15 protein-coding genes are annotated in these 20,039 nt (G+C 68.6%); 8 read left to right on the top strand and 7 right to left on the bottom strand.

Going from position 1 to position 20,039, the window contains the following annotated elements:
* Position 1: 1 nt before the first annotated feature.
* Both AC07NI_RS09370 and AC07NI_RS09365 read right to left on the bottom strand, forming a co-directional pair.
* Positions 2–1,279, bottom strand: a complete 1,278-nt coding sequence (locus tag AC07NI_RS09370) for a DUF1501 domain-containing protein (RefSeq protein WP_494618073.1) — start codon at positions 1,277–1,279, stop codon at positions 2–4.
* Complete coding sequence (locus AC07NI_RS09365; protein ID WP_494618071.1) at positions 1,276–2,709, bottom strand: DUF1800 domain-containing protein; 1,434 nt, start codon at positions 2,707–2,709, stop codon at positions 1,276–1,278. The genes AC07NI_RS09370 and AC07NI_RS09365 overlap by 4 nt, the downstream gene beginning before the upstream one ends.
* Before the next feature lie 53 nt (positions 2,710–2,762).
* Here AC07NI_RS09365 and AC07NI_RS09360 point away from each other — a divergent pair, with 53 nt between their 5' ends.
* The 3 genes from AC07NI_RS09360 (at position 2,763) to AC07NI_RS09350 (ending at position 5,459) form a co-directional block, all read left to right on the top strand.
* Positions 2,763–3,485 carry an ATP12 family chaperone protein gene (locus AC07NI_RS09360; protein WP_494618069.1) on the top strand — a complete coding sequence of 241 codons (723 nt, stop codon included), beginning with the start codon at positions 2,763–2,765 and terminating at the stop codon, positions 3,483–3,485.
* Positions 3,485–3,811 carry a YnfA family protein gene (locus tag AC07NI_RS09355; RefSeq protein ID WP_494618321.1) on the top strand — a complete coding sequence of 109 codons (327 nt, stop codon included), beginning with the start codon at positions 3,485–3,487 and terminating at the stop codon, positions 3,809–3,811. Before AC07NI_RS09360 ends, AC07NI_RS09355 begins: the two co-directional genes overlap by 1 nt.
* A 115-nt stretch (positions 3,812–3,926) precedes the next feature.
* Positions 3,927–5,459: an acyl-CoA carboxylase subunit beta gene (locus tag AC07NI_RS09350; RefSeq protein ID WP_494618065.1), complete on the top strand. Its 1,533-nt coding sequence runs from the start codon at positions 3,927–3,929 to the stop codon at positions 5,457–5,459.
* Positions 5,460–5,516: 57 nt separating this feature from the next.
* Here the strand turns inward: AC07NI_RS09350 and AC07NI_RS09345 are convergent, their stop codons facing one another.
* Positions 5,517–5,930, bottom strand: coding sequence for a DUF1761 domain-containing protein (locus tag AC07NI_RS09345; RefSeq protein WP_494618062.1), 414 nt, complete (start codon positions 5,928–5,930; stop codon positions 5,517–5,519).
* A 168-nt stretch (positions 5,931–6,098) separates the two neighbouring features.
* Here AC07NI_RS09345 and metG point away from each other — a divergent pair, with 168 nt between their 5' ends.
* The gene (gene metG / locus AC07NI_RS09340) at positions 6,099–7,808 is read left to right on the top strand and encodes a methionine--tRNA ligase (protein WP_494618059.1); all 1,710 of its coding nucleotides are present in this window, start codon (positions 6,099–6,101) and stop codon (positions 7,806–7,808) included.
* A 1-nt stretch (position 7,809) separates the two neighbouring features.
* Complete coding sequence (locus tag AC07NI_RS09335) at positions 7,810–9,009, top strand: MFS transporter (RefSeq protein ID WP_494618057.1); 1,200 nt, start codon at positions 7,810–7,812, stop codon at positions 9,007–9,009.
* Here AC07NI_RS09335 and cysN read toward each other — a convergent pair.
* Both cysN and cysD read right to left on the bottom strand, forming a co-directional pair.
* Positions 8,997–10,904, bottom strand: coding sequence for a sulfate adenylyltransferase subunit CysN (gene cysN / locus AC07NI_RS09330; protein ID WP_494618055.1), 1,908 nt, complete (start codon positions 10,902–10,904; stop codon positions 8,997–8,999). The two genes, AC07NI_RS09335 and cysN, sit on opposite strands and share 13 nt — an antisense overlap.
* Positions 10,904–11,869, bottom strand: coding sequence for a sulfate adenylyltransferase subunit CysD (cysD, locus tag AC07NI_RS09325; protein ID WP_494618053.1), 966 nt, complete (start codon positions 11,867–11,869; stop codon positions 10,904–10,906). The genes cysN and cysD overlap by 1 nt, the downstream gene beginning before the upstream one ends.
* 595 nt (positions 11,870–12,464) lie before the next feature.
* Here cysD and AC07NI_RS09320 point away from each other — a divergent pair.
* Both AC07NI_RS09320 and AC07NI_RS09315 read left to right on the top strand, forming a co-directional pair.
* Complete coding sequence (locus AC07NI_RS09320) at positions 12,465–15,137, top strand: coiled-coil domain-containing protein (protein WP_494618051.1); 2,673 nt, start codon at positions 12,465–12,467, stop codon at positions 15,135–15,137.
* Positions 15,138–15,145: 8 nt separating this feature from the next.
* On the top strand, positions 15,146–15,706 hold the full coding sequence (locus AC07NI_RS09315) for a sugar transferase (protein WP_494618049.1): 561 nt from the start codon (positions 15,146–15,148) through the stop codon (positions 15,704–15,706).
* Here AC07NI_RS09315 and AC07NI_RS09310 read toward each other — a convergent pair.
* Together AC07NI_RS09310 and AC07NI_RS09305 are read right to left on the bottom strand one after the other, a co-directional pair.
* Positions 15,703–17,151: a mannitol dehydrogenase family protein gene (locus AC07NI_RS09310; RefSeq protein ID WP_494618047.1), complete on the bottom strand. Its 1,449-nt coding sequence runs from the start codon at positions 17,149–17,151 to the stop codon at positions 15,703–15,705. The genes AC07NI_RS09315 and AC07NI_RS09310 overlap by 4 nt on opposite strands.
* 82 nt (positions 17,152–17,233) lie before the next feature.
* The gene (locus AC07NI_RS09305; protein WP_494618046.1) at positions 17,234–18,742 is read right to left on the bottom strand and encodes a UxaA family hydrolase; all 1,509 of its coding nucleotides are present in this window, start codon (positions 18,740–18,742) and stop codon (positions 17,234–17,236) included.
* A gap of 161 nt (positions 18,743–18,903) precedes the next feature.
* Between AC07NI_RS09305 and AC07NI_RS09300 the strand changes: the two genes are divergently transcribed.
* Complete coding sequence (locus tag AC07NI_RS09300) at positions 18,904–19,992, top strand: LacI family DNA-binding transcriptional regulator (protein ID WP_494618043.1); 1,089 nt, start codon at positions 18,904–18,906, stop codon at positions 19,990–19,992.
* Positions 19,993–20,039: the final 47 nt, after the last annotated feature.

The following is a 20,039-nucleotide window of genomic DNA, read 5'->3' as shown; positions in this document are numbered from 1 at the left end:
TTTAGACCAGCCCCGTCACCGGCTTCGCGGCCGCGCTATCCGGGAACACCTTGCTCTCCAGGATGGCGCGGTCGACGCCGATGTGCTCGGCCAGCACGCCCTTGAACAGGCCGCGCATGTCGACGGTCGGGGCGGTGTCGCGGTTCTCGAACAAGGCGTTGTCGGCCAGGCCCGGCCAGTCGCCGACGATGCCGCCCCCCGGCTTCAGCGCGCCGCCGAGCACCAGCCCCGTCGAGCCTGTGCCATGGTCGGTGCCGCCGGTGCCGTTGACGCGGGCGGTGCGGCCGAACTCAGTGACCGCGATGACCACGGTGTTCTTCCATTCCGCGCCCAGTCCCGTGTGCAGGCCGTCCAGCACCGCGTCCATGTAGGATAGGCGCGTGGCGATCTGACCGGCCTGGCCCGCGTGGGTGTCGAAGCCGTCCAGCGAGATGGCCGCGATCTGCGGGCCGCCGGCCTGGATCATGAAGCCGCCCAGGGTCGAGCCCAGCTTGCGGGCGGCCTCGCTGCCGGCGCGGTTCTGGCGGTCATTGGCGGCGGTGGTGGACATCGGCGTGGCGCCAGGCATGGCCGGCGTCGAGGCGGCCGCGACGTTCATGGCCGGCGTTGCCGACAGGGCGGTCATCGCCGTCTGAGCCATGGTCTCGGTCTCCAGCCCGCGCGCGAACGCCGGACCCAGCATCGGGTCGTTGCGATAGAGATCCTGCAGCAGCGTCGGCAGGCGGGCGGTCTCATCGACGCCCTTGCCCGGCGACCAGCTGGCCGCCTGGACCTTGCCGCGCAGGATCAGCGGTGCGGTGGTCCCGACCGACAGTCCCTCGACCTTGCGCACGGGCGCCAGGGCCTCCAGCGTGCGGTTCAGCCAGCCGGTCTCGGTCCCGTAGACATGGGCCGCGCCGGTCTCCAGCACGTCCTGGGCTTCGAAGTGCGAGCGAGCGCGGTCGGGGCTGGCGATGGCCGGTGCTATGCGGGCTTCGCCCTTCTGGGCCAGGGCGTGGACGGTCTTCAGTTCCGGGTGCAGGCCGAAGGTGTCGTCCAGCTTCAGCACCTGGTCGGGCTTCATGGCAATCGAGCCGCGCAGGTTGGCGTAGTTGGCGTCACCGACCGGCGGTGAGACCGACAGGCCGTCCATGCCGCCCCGGCAGATGACGACGACCAGCTTCTTCTTAGCCAGATCACCCTCGGACGCGGCGAAGGCCTGGCTGCCAAGGAAGTTGACGCTGATGCCCAGGGCGGCGCCCAGGCTCAGCAGCGAGCGGCGGTTCATTTGAGCGGTCATCGGCGTTGGAACTCCGGGCTCATCACGAGAAGGGCGAAGGCTTCCTTGCGGGTCTCGGCCCGCGACACGGCCTTGGCGACGGGGGGCGTGAGGCGATCGCCCAGCGCCGAGACGGCCAAGGCGTTGGGATCTGTGCGGTCGGCGACGACGGCGGCGAAGCCTTGCGCCCACTGCATCCGCTTCACCAGGCCGTCCGGCGAGGCCCAGGTCTGGGCGTCCTCGGGCCAGCCCTTGGGGGAGGGGGCCGAGAAGGGCTTTTGGCCAAGTCCGGTGAGGATAGGCCCCAGCCGCTCGAACGCCGAGGGCTCGGCCCCGATCAGCCGCCAGGTCGACAGGGTATATTCGTAGGGCGTCTTGAACTTGGTCGGCGTCGGGTCCCAGGCCTCGGGGCTTTCGACCAGGGCCTTGGCGACCTGGGCCAGATCGCCGCCGGTGGCCATCCAGCGCTTCTCCAGCCGCGCGGTCAGGGCGGACGGGGGCGTGTCGGAGACGAAGTGGCGAGCGATCTTGCCGCAGACATGGCGGGCGGTGCGCTTGTCCGCGGCGAGGGCCTTGAGGACCGCCATGCCCTGCTGGATGTCACCTTGAGCGTACGTCTTGCCCATGATCGTGCGGACGCCCGGTTCGTGGGTGGCGTCGCGGAACATGAACTGGCCGGCGTTGCCTTCGTTGTCGCGGCCGACCGAGAAGCCGGTCAGGGCGCGGGCGAATTCGGTGACGTCGCCTTGCGTGTAGCCGGCGTCGACGCCGACGGTGTGCAGCTCCATGATCTCGCGGGCCAGGTTCTCGTTCAGCCCGGCGCGAGCGCCACGCCGGCGGACGCCGACCGGGCTGTTGGGGCCAATCGACTGGGCCTGGTCCAGATAGGTCAGCATGGCCGGGTGGGTGGACGAGGCGACCAGCAGGGTCTCGAAGCCGCCGAATATGTTGGGCCGGATCGCCTCGCGCTCGAACGGGCCGATCAGCACCGAGGTGATCTGCTTGGTCGACGAGACGGTGAAGTGGTTGGCCCAGAACAGCGCCCAGCGCTCGCGGAAGGCGGCCGGGGTGTTGGTCGCCAGCCGCGCGCGGGCCAGGAAGTCGCCATCGACCTTGTCCTTCAGCGCGACCTGTGCGGCTTTCGCGGCCTGCAGGGCGGCCTCGTCGGGCGTCTCGCCGTCCTTCTTCTGGCGCGCGACCTTCTGCTGTTCCTGGTAGTCGCGCATCTGGCCGAAGCGCTGGGCGGCGCTCTCGCCGCCGTCCTGCGGCAGGTCGGCGCCTTCGCGCCGGATCTGGGCGGTCAGGAAGCCGCGCGGATCGGCCTTGGCGGTCTCGATCTCACCGGGACGGGCGCCCAGGCCGAAGCGGGTGACGGCGATGGCGGCCATCATGTCCTTGGACGGTAAGCTCAAGCGGCGCTCTCCCTTGCGCTGACACGCAATCTTGCTCATTCAACGCCAGTCGAGACCCATTCCGTCGCGACCATCCCAAAAGAGTTCTCGCCGTGAACGACAAGTCCGAGCTGCTGCTGAAACCCCGACGCTTCTACAAGGCCGCCGCCGCCGCGCCGGTGGACGGCGGCTTCGCGATCCAGCTGGACGGCCGCACGCCCAAGTCGCCCGCGAGAAAGCCGCTGGTCGCGCCGACCAAGGCCCTGGCGGACACGATCGCCGCTGAGTGGGAAGCCCAGGTCGAATATATCGACAACAGCCTGATGCCCGCCACGCGCCTGGCCTTCACGGCCATCGACCGCATCGCCGAGACCCGCGCCGAGGTGGCCAAGGAGATCACCGCCTACGCCGCCTCCGACCACCTCTGCTACCGCGCCGAGCACCCGACGCCGCTGGTCGAGCGCCAGGACCGCGAGTGGGGTGCGATCCTGGACTGGGCCAAGGCCGAGTTCGGCTTCGTCTTCATCCCCGTCGGCGGCATCATTCACCAGCCGCAGCCGCCGGCCACTCTGGCGGCGGTCGAGGCCCTGGCCCTGACCCTGGACGACTTCAGCCTGGCGGGCGTGGCCTTCGCCTCGGGCCTCTACGGCTCGACCGTGCTGGCCCTGGCCGTGCGCGCAGGCCGCCTGACCGGTCAGAAGGCGCTGGACCTGTCGCGCCTGGAAGAAGTGTACCAGGCCGAGCAGTGGGGCCAGGACGACGAGGCGGCCGCTCGTGTGGCGTTCCTGGCCGTCGAGGCCGAGATGATCGACCGCTGGTTCGCGGCGCTGCGTTGATCAAGACCGCCGGCATCTACGCCCTGGCGGCGCTGGCCGAGATCGGCGGCTGCTTTGCCTTCTGGGCCTGGCTGCGCCTGGGCAAGACGCCTTGGTGGGCCGGGGCGGGGACGCTGTCGTTGATCGCCTTCGCCCTGCTGCTGACGCGGATCGACGCCAGCGTCGCGGGGCGGGCCTTCGCGGCCTATGGCGGCATCTACATCGTCGCCTCGCTGGTCTGGATGCGGCTGGTCGAGAATGCCCGGCCCGATCGCTGGGACCTGATCGGCGGCGCGGTGTGCCTCGCGGGCGCCGCCATCATCCTGCTCGGTCCGCGGACGAATTGACCCGCTGGTGCGCTGCCGCAAGGTCCGCCTTGCCTGCGCCTCCCGGCCTCGCTAGGGCTGGGTTTCCAAGGTGGGCGAACCACCAGCATGAATGTTCGGGCAGGGGAGTACGCGCGTGAAGCACATTCTCGAGGAACTCGATCGTCGGCGCGAGCAGGCCAAGGCCGGCGGCGGCGAGGCGCGTGTCGCCGCCCAGCACGCCAAGGGCAAGCTGACCGCCCGCGAGCGCATCGACCTGCTGCTGGACGAGGGTTCCTTCGAGGAGTTCGACATGTTCGTTGAGCACCGCTGCGCCGACTTCGGCATGGAGAACCAGAAGATCCCCGGCGACGGCGTCGTCACCGGTTGGGGCACGATCAACGGCAAGGTCGTCTACCTGTTCTCCAAGGATTTCACGGTGTTCGGCGGCAGCCTGTCGAACGCCCACGCCCAGAAGATCATCAAGGTCCAGCGCCAGGCCATGAAGGTCGGCGCGCCGATCATCGGCCTGTTCGACGCCGGCGGCGCCCGCATTCAGGAGGGTGTGGACAGCCTGGCCGGCTATGCCGACATCTTCCTTGAGAACACCTTGGCCAGCGGCGTCATCCCGCAGATCAGCGTGATCATGGGCCCCTGCGCCGGCGGCGACGTCTATTCGCCGGCGATCACCGACTTCATCTTCATGGTCAAGGACACGAGCTACATGTTCGTGACCGGCCCCGACGTGGTGAAGACCGTCACCAACGAGGTGGTCACGGCCGAGGAACTGGGCGGGGCTCGGGTCCACGCCGCCAAGTCTGGGGTCGCCGAGGGCGCGTTCGAGAACGACCTGGAGGCCCTGACCCAGGTGCGTCGCCTGGTCGACTTCCTGCCCTCGTCCAACCGCGACACAGCCCCCGAGCGCGAGAGCTTCGATGAGGCCTATCGTGAGGAGGCCAGCCTGGACACCCTGGTGCCGGCCGACGCCACCAAGCCCTACGACATGAAGGAACTGATCCTGAAGATCGTCGACGAGGCCGACTTCTTCGAGATCTCCAGCGAGTGGGCCAAGAACATCGTCGTCGGTTTCGCCCGGATGGACGGCGAGACGGTCGGCATCGTCGCCAATCAGCCGCAGGTGCTGGCGGGCGTGCTGGACATTGACTCTAGCCGCAAGGCCGCGCGCTTCGTGCGCTTCTGCGACGCCTTCAACATCCCGATCATCACCCTGGTGGACGTCCCGGGCTTCATGCCGGGGACCAAGCAGGAGTACGGCGGCCTGATCAAGCACGGCGCCAAGCTCTTGTTCGCCTATGCCGAGGCCACGGTGCCGAAGATCACGGTCATCACCCGCAAGGCCTATGGCGGCGCCTATGACGTGATGAGCTCCAAGCACCTGCGCGGCGACCTCAACTACGCCTGGCCGACCGCCGAGATCGCGGTCATGGGCGCCAAGGGGGCGGTGGAGATCATCTTCCGCCAGGAAGCCAAGGACCCCGAAATCCTGGCCGTGCGCGAGGCCGAGTACAAGGACCGCTTCGCCAACCCGTTCGTGGCGGCGCAACGCGGCTATGTGGATGACGTGATCATGCCGCACGGCACGCGCCGCCGGATCGTGCGGGGGCTGAAGAGCCTGAAGGGGAAGGAGCTGTCCAACCCCTGGAAGAAGCACGACAACATCCCGCTGTAGCCACGGCGGAGAAGTGAAAAGGCAAAGAGCGCCCGGCGACGGGCGCTCTTTTTCGTTCTAGGCCGCCTTCGGCTTGATCTTCAGGCCGCCCAGCAGGGCGCCGAACACGGCGTAGGTCACCAGCTGATACCCCCCGTCGATCCACAGCAGGGCGGGCGCGCCGTTCGCGTAGAGATAGTTCAGCGACACCACGGTGAGGGCGAAGGCCACGCAGGCGGCCAGGGCGGTCTTGGCGCCGCCCACGAAACCGGTCGCGCCGACACGGCGGATCAACCAGTCCAGGCCCAGCAGGACGACGAGCATGTTCAACATGCCGACGCCCATCTTCCATTCCTGGCCGGCGGCGTCGGCTTCGGTCACGCCGGTGGCCTTCATCCAGGCCTGGGCGAACAGAGTGCCGTACCAAAGAAAGCCGATCACCTGACCGACGACGAGGCTGACCACCAGGCCCAGCCAGTTCACCTGCTTCATCGATGTTCCCCCCGAAACGGCCGGACCGTCAGTATCCAGCTCAGCTTTCGACAGGCTGCATCCAAGAACGTCGTTCGGTCAATCCGCTGAAGCTTTTGTTTCGGGCCCGGGCCTTCTATATGCGGACGCTCTCTAGCGTTCCCCGACTCCCCGAAAGGCCGCGCCCGCATGGCTCGCATCCTGATCACCTCGGCCCTGCCGTACATCAACGGCATCAAGCACCTGGGGAACCTCGCGGGGTCGATGCTGCCGGCCGACGTCTATGCGCGGTTCAAGCGGGCCCAGGGCCACGAGACGCTCTACATCTGCGCCACCGACGAGCACGGCACGCCGGCTGAACTCGCGGCGACCGCCGCGGGCCAGGACGTCGCCACCTACTGCGCCGAGCAGCACATCCTCCAGCACGATGTCGGCCGCGCGTTCGGCCTGTCGTGGGATCACTTCGGCCGCTCGTCCTCGCCGCAGAACCATCGCCTGACCCAGCACTTCTGCCAGGCCCTGGAAGACCACGACCTGATCGAGGAACGCGTCGACCAGATGGTCTATTCGGTCGACGACAAGCGCTTCCTGCCGGATCGCTATGTCGAGGGCACCTGCCCGCACTGCGGTTTCGAGAAGGCGCGCGGCGACCAATGTGACAACTGCGGCAACCTCTTGGACCCGACCGACCTGATCGATCCCTACTCGGTGATCTCGGGCTCGCGGAACATCGAGGTGCGCGACACCCGCCACCTCTACCTGCTGCAGACCAAGATGCAGGACAAGATCCGCGCCTGGGTCGACAGCCACGCCGACTGGCCGCAGCTGGCCCGCTCGATCGCCTACAAGCACCTGGACGAAGGGCTGATCGACCGCGGCATCACCCGCGACCTGGCCTGGGGCATCCCGGTGGCCAAGGACGGCGTTCCGCGCCCGGGCTTCGAAGACAAGGTCTTCTACGTCTGGTTCGACGCGCCCATCGAATACATCGCCGCGACGCAAGAGTGGGCCGAGGGCTCGCCCGACCGTGACTGGAAACGCTGGTGGCGCACCGACGAGGGCGCGCAAGACGTCCGCTACGTCCAGTTCATGGGCAAGGACAACGTCGCGTTCCACACGGTCAGCTTCCCGGCGACCATTCTAGGCTCGGAAGAGCCGTGGAAGAGCGTCGACATGCTCAAGGCCTTCAACTGGCTGAACTGGTACGGCGGCAAGTTCTCGACCTCGAACAAGCGCGGCGTTTTCATGGACGCGGCCCTAGAGATCCTGCCGCCCGACCTGTGGCGCTGGTACCTGACGGCCAATTCGCCGGAAAGCAGCGACACGGCCTTCACCTGGGAGCAGTTCGCCAGCGCCGTGAACCGCGACCTGGCCGACGTGCTGGGCAACTTCGTCAACCGCATCCTGAAGTTCAACGAGAGCAAGTTCGAGGGCGTGGTGCCGGCAGGCGGCGAGCCCGGCCCACTGGAAGAGAAGCTGTTCGCCGACGTCTCGGCGCGCCTGGCCGACCTTTCCGAGCAGATGGACGCCATCGAAATCCGCAAGAGCGCTCAGGCGCTGCGGGCCCTGTGGGTGGTCGGCAACGAGTACCTGCAGGAAGCGGCTCCTTGGACCGCGATCAAGACCGATCGCGACCGCGCCGCCGTCATCGTCCGCACCGCGCTGAACCTGGTGGCGCTGTACGCCAAGCTCTCGGCGCCTTTCATCCCGTTCGCCGCCGAGACGATCGGCGGCGCGTTCGACCTGGAGTTCCCGGCCGAGTGGCCGTCGAACGACGCCAAGGTCGAGCTGGACAAGCTGCTGGTCGGCTCGCCGGTGACGGTGCCGGACGTCCTCTTCAAGAAGATCGAGGACGAGCAGATCGCCGAGTGGACGGCCCGCTTCGGCGGCGCCGAGTAAGGTGGAAGCTGGGGCGGACAGGACGAAGGAGCCGGGGCTCCCGACGCTTGTCCGCCTCTGCCTGTTCTACGCCGCGATCTATCTGAGCTCAGGCGTCAGCCTGCCGTATATCGGCACCTATCTGCGCTCGCGCGGCATGAGCGGTGGTGAGATCGGCTTGATCCTGGCCGTGCCGCTGCTGCTCAAGCCCTTCACCGGCCCCGTGCTGGCCGTCTGGGCCGACGGTTTCACCCTGCGGCGGACGCCGATGGTCGTGCTGCTGGTCGGGGCGGGCCTGGGTTATGCGGGCCTGCTGATCGCGCCGAACCTCTGGTGGTTCATCCCGGCCTGGTTCATCGGCCAGACCCTGCTGTCGACCGTCTCACCGCTGATCGACGTGATCACCCTGCGTCGGGCGCGGACCGAGAGCTTCAACTACGGCATCCCGCGCGGCACCGGCTCGTCAGCCTTCATCGCCGCCAATCTGGCCATGGGCGCGATCCTGACTTTCGCGGCCCCGACCATCATCGCCATCTGGATCGCCGCGGCCTGCTTCATCGGGGCGACCGCCGCCGCGCTGCTGGTGCCACCCGAACGCGTCCACGCCGAGGGCGCCAAGCCCGACCGATCCGAGCGCTGGAAGGGGCTGTCCGAACTGCTGCGCAACCGCACCTTCGTGCTGGCGGTGGTCACAGCCGGCCTGATCCAGGGGGCGCACGCCTTCTACTACGGCTTCTCGGCCATCCTCTGGCGCAAGCAGGGGATCAGCGAGCCGATGATCGGCATCCTGTGGGGCGTCGGCGTCGCGGCCGAGGTCGGCTTCATGTGGTTCCTGGAGCCGCTGCGCCGCCGCTGGGGGCCGGAGCGGTTCCTGATCCTCGGGGCGAGCGCGGCCGTGATCCGCTGGAGCCTCTACGCCTTCGAGCCGCCGCTGTGGGCGCTGTTCCCGCTGCAGATGCTGCACGCCATGACCTTCGCCGCGTCGTTCCTGGCCTCGCTGCGCCTGATCGAGAAGCTGGCCCCGCCGGCCGCCGCGTCGCCGGCCCAGGCGATCAATTCGGCGCTGTCGTCGGGCTTCACGCTGGGCATCGCGACTTTGGCCTCCGGGCCTTTGTTCGACGCCCTGGGCGCGAAAGGCTACCTGGCCACCGCCTTCATGGCCCTGCTGGGCCTGGGCGGCGCGATCCTGCTATCGCGCCGCTCAAGACATCAGATCGTGTAGTCGATCTCGCGGCCTTCCAGCCAGGCTACGATGCGTTCGGCCGCTTCGACCGGATCGATCGAGGTCGTGTCGATCCGCAGCTCGGGCTTCTCGGGCGCCTCATACGGGCTGTCCACGCCGGTGAAGTTCTTCAGCTGACCCGAGCGGGCCTTCTTGTAGAGGCCCTTCACATCCCGGGCCTCGGCCACGGCCAGGGGCGTGTCGACGAAGACCTCGATGAACTCCCCGTCGTCCAGCAGGTCGCGCGCCAGTTGGCGCTCGGCCTGGAACGGCGAGATGAAGGCGGTCAGCACGATCAGGCCGGCGTCGACCATCAGCTTGGCGACCTCGGCCACCCGGCGGATGTTCTCGACGCGATCCTCCTCGGTGAAGCCGAGGTCCTTGTTGAGGCCGTGGCGGACATTGTCGCCGTCCAGCAGATAGGTGTGACGGCCGAGAGCGTGCAGGCGCTTTTCGACCAGGTTGGCGATGGTCGACTTGCCCGCGCCCGACAGGCCCGTCAGCCAGACGACTTGGCCGCGCTGAGCCTTCAGCGCCGACCGCGAGGCCTTGGTGACGTCGGTGTGCTGCCAGTGGATGTTGTCGGCCCGCCGCAGGGCGAAGTTGATCATGCCGGCGCCGACGGTGCGGTTGCTGAGGCGATCGACCAGGATGAAGCCGCCCATCTGGCGGTTGTCGGCATAGGCCTCGAACGGGATCGCTTGATCGAGCGACAGGTTCACCAGCCCGATCTCGTTCAGCTCCAGCCGCTTGGCGGCCGTCTTCTCCAGCGTGTTGACGTTCACCCGGTGCTTGATGTCGGTGACGCTGGCGCTGACCGTCCGCGCGCCCAGCTTCAAGAGGTAGGTGCGGCCAGGCGGCAGGGGCTCGTCGTCCATCCAGACGACGGTGGCCTCGAACTGGTTGGCGACCGGAGCGGGCGCGTCCGCGGTGGCGATGACGTCGCCGCGCGAGATGTCGATCTCGTCTTCCAGCGTCAGGGTCACCGACTGGCCGGCGACGGCTTGGTCCAGATCGCCTGGCAGGGTGACGATGCGGGCCACGCGGCTCTCGCGACCCGAGGGCAGGGCGCGGATGCGGTCGCCCGGCTTGATCGTCCCCGAGGCGATCAGGCCCGAGAAGCCGCGGAAGTCGAGGTTCGGGCGGTTGACCCACTGCACCGGCATGCGGAAGGGCTTCCCCTGCAGGTCGTCCTCGACCTCAACGCCCTCCAGCCAGTCCATCAGGATCGGGCCCTTGAACCAGGGTGTGTGCTCGCTGACGGAGGCGATGTTGTCGCCGCCCAGGCCCGAGATCGGGATAGGCGTGAATACCGTCAGGCCGATCTGCTCGGCGAAGGCGCGGTAGTCGGCGACGATCTGTTCGAAGACGGCCGGGTTCCAGCCGACCAGGTCCATCTTGTTCACCGCCAGCACGATGTGGCGGATGCCGAGCAAGCTGACGAGATAGCTGTGGCGGCGCGTCTGGGTCAGCACGCCCTTGCGCGCGTCGATCAGGATCACGGCCGCGTCGGCGGTCGAGGCGCCGGTGACCATGTTGCGGGTATATTGCTCGTGGCCGGGGGTGTCGGCGACGATGAACTTGCGCTTCTCGGTCGAGAAGAAGCGGTAGGCGACATCGATGGTGATGCCTTGCTCGCGCTCGGCGGCCAGGCCGTCGACCAGCAGGGCGAAGTCGATCGCCCCGCCTTGTGTGCCGACCTTCTTGCTGTCGGCTTCGAGGGCCGCCAGCTGGTCCTCGAAGATCATCTTGCTGTCGTACAGCAGGCGACCGATCAGGGTGGACTTGCCGTCGTCGACGCTGCCGCAGGTGATGAAGCGCAGCAGCGACTTGTGCTGGTGCTGGTGCAGGTAGGCGTCGATATCCTCGGCGATCAGGGCGGACTGGTGCGCCATCAGAAATAGCCCTCCTGCTTCTTCTTCTCCATCGAGGCGGACTGGTCGTGGTCGATGACCCGGCCCTGGCGCTCCGACGTCGTGGTCAGCAGCATTTCCTGGATGACCTGGGGCAGGGTGGAGGCGGTGCTCTCGACCGCGCCCGTCAGCGGGTAGCAACCGAGGGTGCGGAAGCGGACGCTCTTCATCTGCGGGACTTCGCCCGGATGCAGGCGGAAGCGGTCGTCGTCGACCATGATCAGCGCGCCGTCGCGCTCGACCACGGGCCGCTCGGCCGCGAAATACAGCGGCACGATCGGGATGTTCTCCAGGTGGATGTACTGCCAGACGTCGAGCTCGGTCCAATTGGAGATCGGGAAGACGCGCAGGCTCTCACCAGGGTGCTTGCGGGTGTTGTAGAGGTTCCAGAGCTCCGGACGCTGGTTCTTCGGGTCCCAGCGATGCTCGGCGGTGCGGAACGAGAAGACCCGCTCCTTGGCCCGGCTCTTCTCCTCGTCGCGGCGGGCGCCGCCGAAGGCCGCGTCGAAGCCGTACTTGGAGAGCGCCTGCTTCAGGCCTTCGGTCTTCCAGAGGTCGGTGTGCAGGGCGCTGCCATGGTCGAACGGATTGACGCCGCGCGCCTCGGCGTCCGGGTTCTTGTGGACCAGCAGGTCGAAGCCCAGCTCGGACGCCACCTTGTCGCGCAGGGCGTACATGTCCCGGAACTTCCAGGTCGTGTCGACGTGCAGCAGCGGGAAGGGCGGCTTGCTGGGATAGAAGGCCTTGGCGGCCAGGTGCAGCATCACCGCGCTGTCCTTGCCGATCGAGTACAGCATGACCGGGCGCTCGCACTCGGCGGCCACCTCGCGCAGGATGTGGATGCTCTCGGCCTCCAGGCGCTGAAGGTGGGTGAGGCGGGCCGGCGAAATCTGGGTCGTCATCGGGTCCGGCGGGTACGCGGCGGGTGCGAATTGGGTAAGGGCCAAGGCGAAGGTCCGCAAAGGAAAAATGTCCGGGCCCGTCCCGTGGAGGGCCGCGCCGCGTCAGCTTGCGACCTAGGCCCGGCCGCCGAGTGGGACAACCGCCGGAATTCTGGGGGCGCTGTCAGGGGACGTGGCGCCCGGGCTCGCAAGCGCCGGCTTTCATGACCAAAAGTTCACTCGCCCTGGACCCGAAACGCTCGCATAACGCCGCTATCAGTCCAGGGACGGGCTATGGGCTTTCTAACGGAAATGCTGGCAGTGGCGGTCGTCTGGCTGTCGTCGTTCGCGCTCTGCCAATTTGGCGTGAGCGTGGAGCATGGCGTCTGCCCCCACGCCAAGAGCGCCGCGGCCCGGACCGTCGCTCGCTCGCCGCGTAGCGCTCCGATCGCGGTTAATGCGCCCTTGAAGATCACTCAACCGGCCGCACGCGACGCCTGAACAGGCCCGTAAGGCGTCGCAACCCTTGCAAACGCAAGCAAAGTTGCTTTGCGCCAAGGCTTTTCGCCGTTAGGTTCATGTGACACGCGAACGAGGGGTTCGGCGCGCGAAGGTTGTCTCTGCGCTCCCCCTCGCCGACGCTCTGGGACCCTGGCTGTGTATGAAGCCTAAGAAGCGCCAACCGCTCGATTTTTCCGCCACGCCGACGGTCGCCCCGCCCGAGGAAGCCAAGACCACGCCCGAACTCCCTCCAGAGCTCCCGCCGGCGACGTCGTTTTCCGAGCCCGAGGCGGACATCCCGACCGCCGAGCCCTTGAGCCTGCAAGAGACGCTGAACGACGACTTGGCCGTTCCGCCGCCCATGAGCGTGCGCTCGCGCCGTCGCCGCGAGCCCGATCCCATTCCGGCCGAAAGCTTCTCCGAGCCTGAGCTGAAGCTGGCCACCTCGCTGACCGCCAGCGCCCCGGCCCAGGCCCCGGTCGTCGAGCCCGAACGCGCCGCGCCGGCCAAGGCCGAGAGCCGCGAGCCAACCCTGGACCTGCGCGGCCCCGAAACGACCGTGCCGCTGCGCAGCGAGGACATCCCGCGCCGCATGTCGGGCGTGCTGTTCTGGACCCTGGCCACCGCCATCGCTGCCTTGTGGGCCTTGGCCCCAATCGCCTTCGCGCTCGGCTATGCCCGTGGCGTGCCGGCCTTCAAGGTCGAGGGCTTCGCCCTGACGGTGTTCGCTGGCCTGGCGCTGGGCCCGGCGCTGCTGACCCTGCTGGGCGCCTATCTGCTGCGCCAGGCGACAGGCATCGCCGACGAGTTGCGCCGCACCCGCACCCTAACCGACCGCATCGTCACCCCGGCCGCCCTGGCCGCCGTCGGCGCGTCCAGCGCCGTCGAGGCCATGCGCCAGGGCGTCGATGACGCCGCCAACGCCGCCCAGCGGGCCCGCGAGCACATCGTCTCGCTGCGCCAGGCTCTGGCCGAAGAGACCGGCCGTCTGGCCGAGGCCGCCGCCGAGTCCGCCAAGATGGCCAACCAGCTGGCCCAGGGCCTGGGCCATGAGCGCACGGCGATGGAGACGCTCTCCCAATCGCTGGACGCCCGCTCCACGGCGGTGGTCGACGCGATCGGCAGCCAGGCCCGCATGGTGGCCGAAGCCTCCGACCTGGCCGAGACCCAGTTGCGCGAAGCCGAGGCCGCCCTGGCCGCCCGCGCCGCCGACCTGGCCGCCGCCGCCGCCGAGGCCTCGGACGCCGCGCGCGTCGGGGCCGAGGACCTGTCGCGTCAGATCGCTCGCCTGGAAACCGCCGGCCACGGCGTCGGCGACCAGGTGTCGTCGGTCGAGAAGAGCCTGGCCGCCCAGCGCGCCGCCCTGGTCGAGATCAGCCAGGCCCTGCGCTCGGACCAGGAGGACTTCGCCTCCGAGGCCGAGACCCGCACCGCCCAGCTCACCGAGTTCGTCGCCTATACCCGCGTCGGCGCCACCGAGCTGTCGGACACCGCCGCCATGGGCGCGGAGATCCTGCGCGGCCTGATCAGCGCGGCCGCCGACCAGTTCCGCGAACTGGCCGACGGCGCGACCGTCCAGCGCGAGGCTCTGGCCGACAACGCCAAGAAGACGCTCGAGACCATCGGCGATGTCGCCGAGAACCAGCGCACCCTGCTGGAGGACGAGCTGAAGGCGGCCATGGAGGCCATGGCCAAGGCGGCGCTGGAGGCCAGCGATGGCGTTGACGCCCGCATAGAGGCCGCCCGCAGCCGCGTCGACCAGCTGAACGAGATCGCCTTCGCCGCCGGCCAGAAGGCCGACGCGGTGTTCGAGTCCCGCATGGAAGAGGCCCGCGACATCATCGAGCACTCGGCCCAGATGGTCGAGCAGGCCGGGGCGCGCACCTCGCAGAAGCTGGCGGATTCGGTCCAATCGGCCCGCGGCACGCTGGACGAGCTGGAAGCGATGCTGGCCGAGATCAGCAAGCGCACCGCCGACCTGCCGGCCGAGGCCTTGCAGAAAGCCGCCGAGGTCAGGATCTCCATCGAGCAGGGCGTCGAGCAACTGATGAACGCCGTCCGTCGCACCGCCGAGGAGACGGCCGCGATCGACCAGGCCTTCCAGGAACGCGTCCGCCGCAACTACGAGATGCTCAGCGAGGCGGCCGGGGCCGTCACCGCGTCCAGCGCCTCGACCATGGCCGCCCGCGCCGCCCCGACCCAGGCGCCGCCCACCCGTTCGCGTCCCGCGCCGCCGCCGGTCCAGCCCGAACCGCTGCCGATGGTCGAGTTCGCCGACGAGGATGACGAGCCGCCGACCGATCGCCGCCGCCTGCGCCTGACGCCGACGGCGACCGACCAGGAATTCCGCTCGGTGTTCGAGCAGGCCTCGGCCCGCAAGCAGGCGCCGCAGCCCCCGGCCGGCGAGCCGGACGGCGAGGGCGGCTGGAGCTGGCGCAACCTGCTGGCCGGCATCGAGAACAGCTCGCCGGGCGACGCGGCCCTGGGTGAGAAACTGGCCGCCGAGATCACGGCCATGGGCATCGACCCGCACGCCCTGCTGCCGCGCGGCCGGATCGACGAGATCGCCGCCGCTTTGCAGACCCGCGACGACGTCGGAGCCCGCGAGGTGGTCAAGCGCCTGGCGCCGGCCGCCATCCGCCGGCTGGTCCGCCGCCTGTTCTCCGACTCGACTCTGAAGGCCAATGCCGAGCGCTTCCTCAAGCGCTATGCCGGCATGATCGAGGAGGCCGCCGGCCAGGACCGCGAGGGCTTCCTGCTGGCGGCCCTGCTGTCGTCGGACGCCGGCCGGGCCTATCTGCTGCTCGACGCGGCCAGCGGCGATCTCGGCTGAGCGTTTAGGTGAAGCGCCTCTTCGACTTCATGGCGGCGGCGATCGGCCTGATCGTGCTGGCCCTGCCGATCGCCGTGCTGTGGGCGGTGGTGCGGCTGACCTCGCCGGGGCCGGGGCTCTACTGGTCGCAGCGGGTGGGTAAGGGCTCGGCGCTCTTTCCGATGCCCAAGTTCCGGACCATGCGGATCGACACGCCCGAAGTCGCCACGCACCTGCTGGAGGACCCGGATCGCTGGCTGACGCCGGTCGGGCCGCTGATGCGCAAGCTCAGCCTGGACGAGCTGCCGCAGCTGTGGAGCGTGCTGGTCGGGCATATGAGCCTGGTCGGGCCGCGCCCGGCGCTGTTCAATCAGGCCGACCTGATCGCCGCCCGCCAGGCCGCCGGCGTGGATGTCCTGCGGCCCGGGGTCACCGGCTGGGCGCAGATCAACGGCCGCGACGAGCTGGCCATCCCGGACAAGGTGGCGCTGGACGCCGCCTATCTGGCCCGCCGCTCGTTCCTGTTCGACCTGGAGATCCTGGTCAGCACCGTGGTTCCGGTGCTGACCGCCAAAGGCGTTACTCGCTAGGCGAGGTCGCTGTAGGCCTTCTCGATCGCTTCCACGAACGTCGAATTGCTCGTCAGCGCCGCCGGGAAGACCGTGTCCAGGGCCAGGAACGCCGCGACGTCGGTCTTGGCGTCGCCGGTGACGCCCACGCCGATCTCGGTCAGCTTGTCGGCCAGCGGGTCGGTGATGGCCTCGCCGGTCTTGGCGCGCAGGGCGATGAAGCGCATCCAGGCCGCCAGCGGGATCGCCAAGCGCTCGATCGAGCGGCCGGCCTCCAGGGTTTCGGTCAGGGTGCCGAGGATGCGGAAGGGCAGCTTGGCCGAGCCGTCCCAGGCGATCTGCGCCAGGTAGTGGCGGATCTCCGGATTGCGGAAGCGAGCCAGGATGGCCTCGGCGTACGCGGCCAGGTCCAGGCCGCGCGGCGCGGTCAGGGTCGGGATGATGTCCTTGGCCATCAGGTCGCGGGCCAGGGCTTCCAGCACCGGGTCGCTGACCGCCTCGAACACCGTCTCATGGCCGCGCAGGATGCCGGCATAGGCCAGCGTCGAGTGGACACCGTTCAGCAGGCGCAGCTTGGCGCGCTCGAAGCCGCGCACGTCGTCGGTCAGGATGACGCCGACGCTGGCCAGGTCCGGCGCATCGGCCGGCAGGACGTCCTCGACGACCCACTGGGTGAAGGCTTCGCGCTGGATCGGCCAGGCGTCTTCCAGGCCGGTGGCGGCCTGGACGCGGGCGCGTAGGGCGTCGTCGGTGGCCGGGGTGATGCTGTCGACCATGGTGCGCGGGAAGCTGCCCTCGGCGTCGATCCAGGCGGCGAGGTCGGCGTCAATCTTGCCGGCGAAGGCGACGACGGCGGCCTTCAGACGCCAGCCGTTGTCGGCGAGGTTGTCACAGGCGACCACGGCATAGGGGGCGAGGCCGGCGACGAAGCGGCGGCGCAGGCCCTCGACGATGTAACCCACGGCGCTCTTGGGTTCGCGCGGATTGGCCAGGTCGTGGACGACGTCCGGATGCTTCTCGTCGAGGCCGCCCTCGGCCGACAGGGTGTAGCCCTTCTCGGTCACGGTCAGCGTGACGATGCGGGTGGTCGGGGCGGCGAGACGCGCGAACACCGAAGGCGGATCTTCCGGCGCGACCAGCACCTCGCGGATCGAGCCGACAATGCGGAAGGTGGTCTCGGCGTCCAGCTGGGCCAGGGTGTAGAGGCCGTCCTGCGGCTCCAGGGCGTCGCGGACGCCCGGGCTCTTCAGCGAGACGGCGCAGATGCCCCAGCGCGGATCGGTGGCCAGCAACTGGTCGAAATAGAAGGCCTGGTGGGCGCGGTGGAAGGCGCCAGGGCCGAAGTGGACGACGCCGACCTGCACCTTGTCGCGGTCATAGGCCGGCAGGGCGACGCCCGGGATCGCGCCCGGATAGCTGGTCGCGCTCAGACGCAGGGCAGGGGAGGTCGCGGAAGAAGCCGTCACGGGAGCAAGCCTGAAGCTGGAGGTCGAACGAAGCGGTGCTTTAGATGCGGTAGTCTGACAAGTCTGGCAATTGGCTTGACCACTAAAGGGTCACGCCCGATTTCCAGATGGCGATCTCGCGCTCGCCGTTGAGCTCGGACTTGGTCTCCTTGCCCGAGGCGGTGTCGACCACGAGGTCCATGAGGCGGTCAGCGGCGTCGTCCATCGAGACGCCCTCCAGCACCTGGCCGGCGTCGAAGTCGATCCAGCCGGGCTTGCGCTGGGCCAGGCCCGAATTGGAGGCGATCTTCAGGGTCGGGGCGGGGAAGCCCAGCGGCGTGCCGCGACCGGTGGTGAACAGGATCACCGTCGCGCCAGCGGCGGTCAGGGCCGTCGAGGACACTGCATCGTTGCCGGGGGCTTCCAGGAAGGTCAGGCCGTGCGGGCCGACGCGCTCACCGTAGCGCAGTACCTCGACCAGCTGGGCCCGGCCGCCCTTCTGCACCGCGCCGAGGGACTTCTCCTCCAGCGTGGTGATGCCGCCGGCGATGTTGCCGGGGGAGGGGTTCTCGTAGATCGGCTGGTTGTTGTCGATGAAGTAGCGCTTGAAGTCGTCGATCACTGCGACGGCCTGGTCGAAGATCTCCTGGCTGGCGGCGCGCTGCAGCAGCACGTTCTCGGCCCCGAACACTTCCGGGATCTCGGTCAGGACGGGCGTGCCGCCGGCGTCGGCGACCTTGTCGGCGATGCGGCCGACCAAGGGGTTCGCGGTGACGCCCGAGAAGCCGTCCGAGCCGCCGCACTTGAGGCCGACGACCAGTTCCGAGACCGGGATCGGCTCGCGCTTGTCCTGCTCGGCGATTTTGACCAGAGCCTCGACGGCGGCGAGGCCGTCTTCGATCTCGTCCTCGACCATCTGGGTCGTGAAGCTCTTCAGGCGGTCGCGATCGATGTCCGGCGCGCTTTCCAGCAGGGCCTTCAGCTGGTTGTTCTCGCAACCCAGGCCCAGGATCAGCACGCCGCCGGCGTTGGGGTGGGCGGCCAGGCCCGCGATCAGGCTGCGGGTGTGGGTCAGGTCATCGCCCAGCTGCGAGCAGCCGAACGGGTGGGGGAAGGCGTAGATGCCGTCGACGCGGCCGGCGAAGCGGGCATTGGCCTTCTCGGCGATGCGGCGGGCGGTGTTGGCCACGCAGCCGACGGTGCACAGCACCCAGATCTCGTTGCGGGTGCCGGCGCGGCCGTTCTTGCGGCGATAGCCGTCGAAGGTGCGGGCGGCGGGCTCGACATGCGGCTCCGGCGCGCTCGGCGTGAAGCTGTAGCCCTCGACGCCCTCAAGCCGGGTCTCGACATTGTGGACGTGGACATGGTCGCCGACGGCGATGTCGGCCGTGGCCCGGCCGATCGGCCAGCCGTATTTCAGCACATCGCTGCCAGCGCTGGCATCACGAATAGCGATCTTGTGGCCCTTGGGGATGTCGGCGCGGGCGGTGATCGCCTGGCCGTGCAGGTCCAGGACCTCGCCCGCCGCGATGTCGCGCAGGGCGGTGGCTACGTGGTCGCGGGGGTCCACCGGGTGGATCGATTCGCGGGGCGCCAGGGTCGTTTCAGTCATAGCTTGTCGTCGCCACTGAGTTTCGTATCGCCAATTTGTGTGTCTAGTGACATGGTAACCGGTGTCAGTCACCCCAAAAGCGGACGTTTCGTCCTAGGTTGGCGGCGCTGGCGCGGCTAGAGTATGACAAAAGAGACCGCTTAAAGCTGCTTGGAAACGCCGTGAACTCTTCGAAGACGCCTTCCTCGACCCCGGCCTCTATTCTGGAAGAGGGGGAGAGCGGCGTGGAGGGCGGCCGCAAGCGGGCCACGATCAACGACATTGCCCGCCTGGCCGGGGTGTCGAAGAAGACCGTCTCACGCGTCATCAACCAGTCTCCCTTTGTCCGCGACGAGACCCGCGAGCGTATCGAGGCGGTGATCGCCGAGTGGGGCTACGCTCCCGATCCGCAGGCCCGGGGTCTGGCGTTCCGCCGCTCGTTCCTGATCGGCATGATCTACGACAACCCCAACCCGCAGTACGTCGTGAACATGCAGCTGGGTCTGCTGGACGGCATGCGCGGTTCGGGCTTCGAGCTGGTCGTCCACCCCTGTAACCGCGCCAGCCCGACCTTCCTCCAGGACATCCGCTCCTTCGTCGAGCGTCAGAAGCTGTACGGCGTGGTGCTGCCGCCGTCGGTGTCGGAAGACGAGCGGGTCGCCAAGCTGCTGAACGAGATCGGTTGCGAATATATCCGCATCGCCTCGGTCGAGCTGGACAAGCCCGAGCACATGATCGTCGGCCACGACCGTCTGGGCGGGGAGGTGATGGGTCAGCATCTGGTCGACTTGGGCCACACCCTGATCGGCTTCATCAGCGGCCTGCCCAACTTCCGCTCCTCGCACGAGCGCCGGGGCGGGCTGGAGGATGCGCTCCAGAAGGCCGGCGTCGACCTGAAGCCCGACTATATTGTCCAGGGCGCCTATACCTTCGAGTCCGGCCTGGCCTGCGGCGAGGCCCTGCTGGCCATGACCCCACGCCCCACCGCCATCTTCTGCGGCAACGACGAAATGGCCGCTGGCGCCCTGCAGGCGGCGCGCCGCGCGGGGCTGAAGGTCCCCGAGGACCTGACCGTCGTCGGCTTCGACGACTTCCAGATCGCCCAGGCCGTCTGGCCGCCGCTGACCACGATCCACATTCCGACACGGGAAGTGGGCCGCATCGCCGCCGAGAAGCTGATCGGTCGGGAAAGTCGCGAAGCGCGTGATCCGGCCAGCACGATCCCGTATCTTGTCCTGCGGGAGTCCTCGGCCGCGCCGCCGAAGTCCTGAACACAACACGTCGCGACGACCGCCTGCTTTCTTGCAACGCGTCGTGA

This window comes from Caulobacter sp. GW821-FHT10E02 (assembly GCF_059415225.1).
Note: the sequence above shows the minus strand (reverse complement) of the source record. Positions and strands in the feature narration are given on the sequence as shown.

Excerpts from the sequence above, each read along its gene's own strand:
- AC07NI_RS09370 (WP_494618073.1), bottom strand. The coding sequence starts at position 1,279 with ATGACCGCTCAAATGAACCGCCGCTCGCTGCTGAGCCTGGGCGCCGCC.
- AC07NI_RS09365 (WP_494618071.1), bottom strand. The coding sequence starts at position 2,709 with ATGAGCAAGATTGCGTGTCAGCGCAAGGGAGAGCGCCGCTTGAGCTTA.
- AC07NI_RS09345 (WP_494618062.1), bottom strand. The coding sequence starts at position 5,930 with ATGAAGCAGGTGAACTGGCTGGGCCTGGTGGTCAGCCTCGTCGTCGGT.
- metG (WP_494618059.1), top strand. The coding sequence starts at position 6,099 with ATGGCTCGCATCCTGATCACCTCGGCCCTGCCGTACATCAACGGCATC.
- cysN (WP_494618055.1), bottom strand. The coding sequence starts at position 10,904 with ATGGCGCACCAGTCCGCCCTGATCGCCGAGGATATCGACGCCTACCTG.
- AC07NI_RS09320 (WP_494618051.1), top strand. The coding sequence starts at position 12,465 with ATGAAGCCTAAGAAGCGCCAACCGCTCGATTTTTCCGCCACGCCGACG.
- AC07NI_RS09305 (WP_494618046.1), bottom strand. The coding sequence starts at position 18,742 with ATGACTGAAACGACCCTGGCGCCCCGCGAATCGATCCACCCGGTGGAC.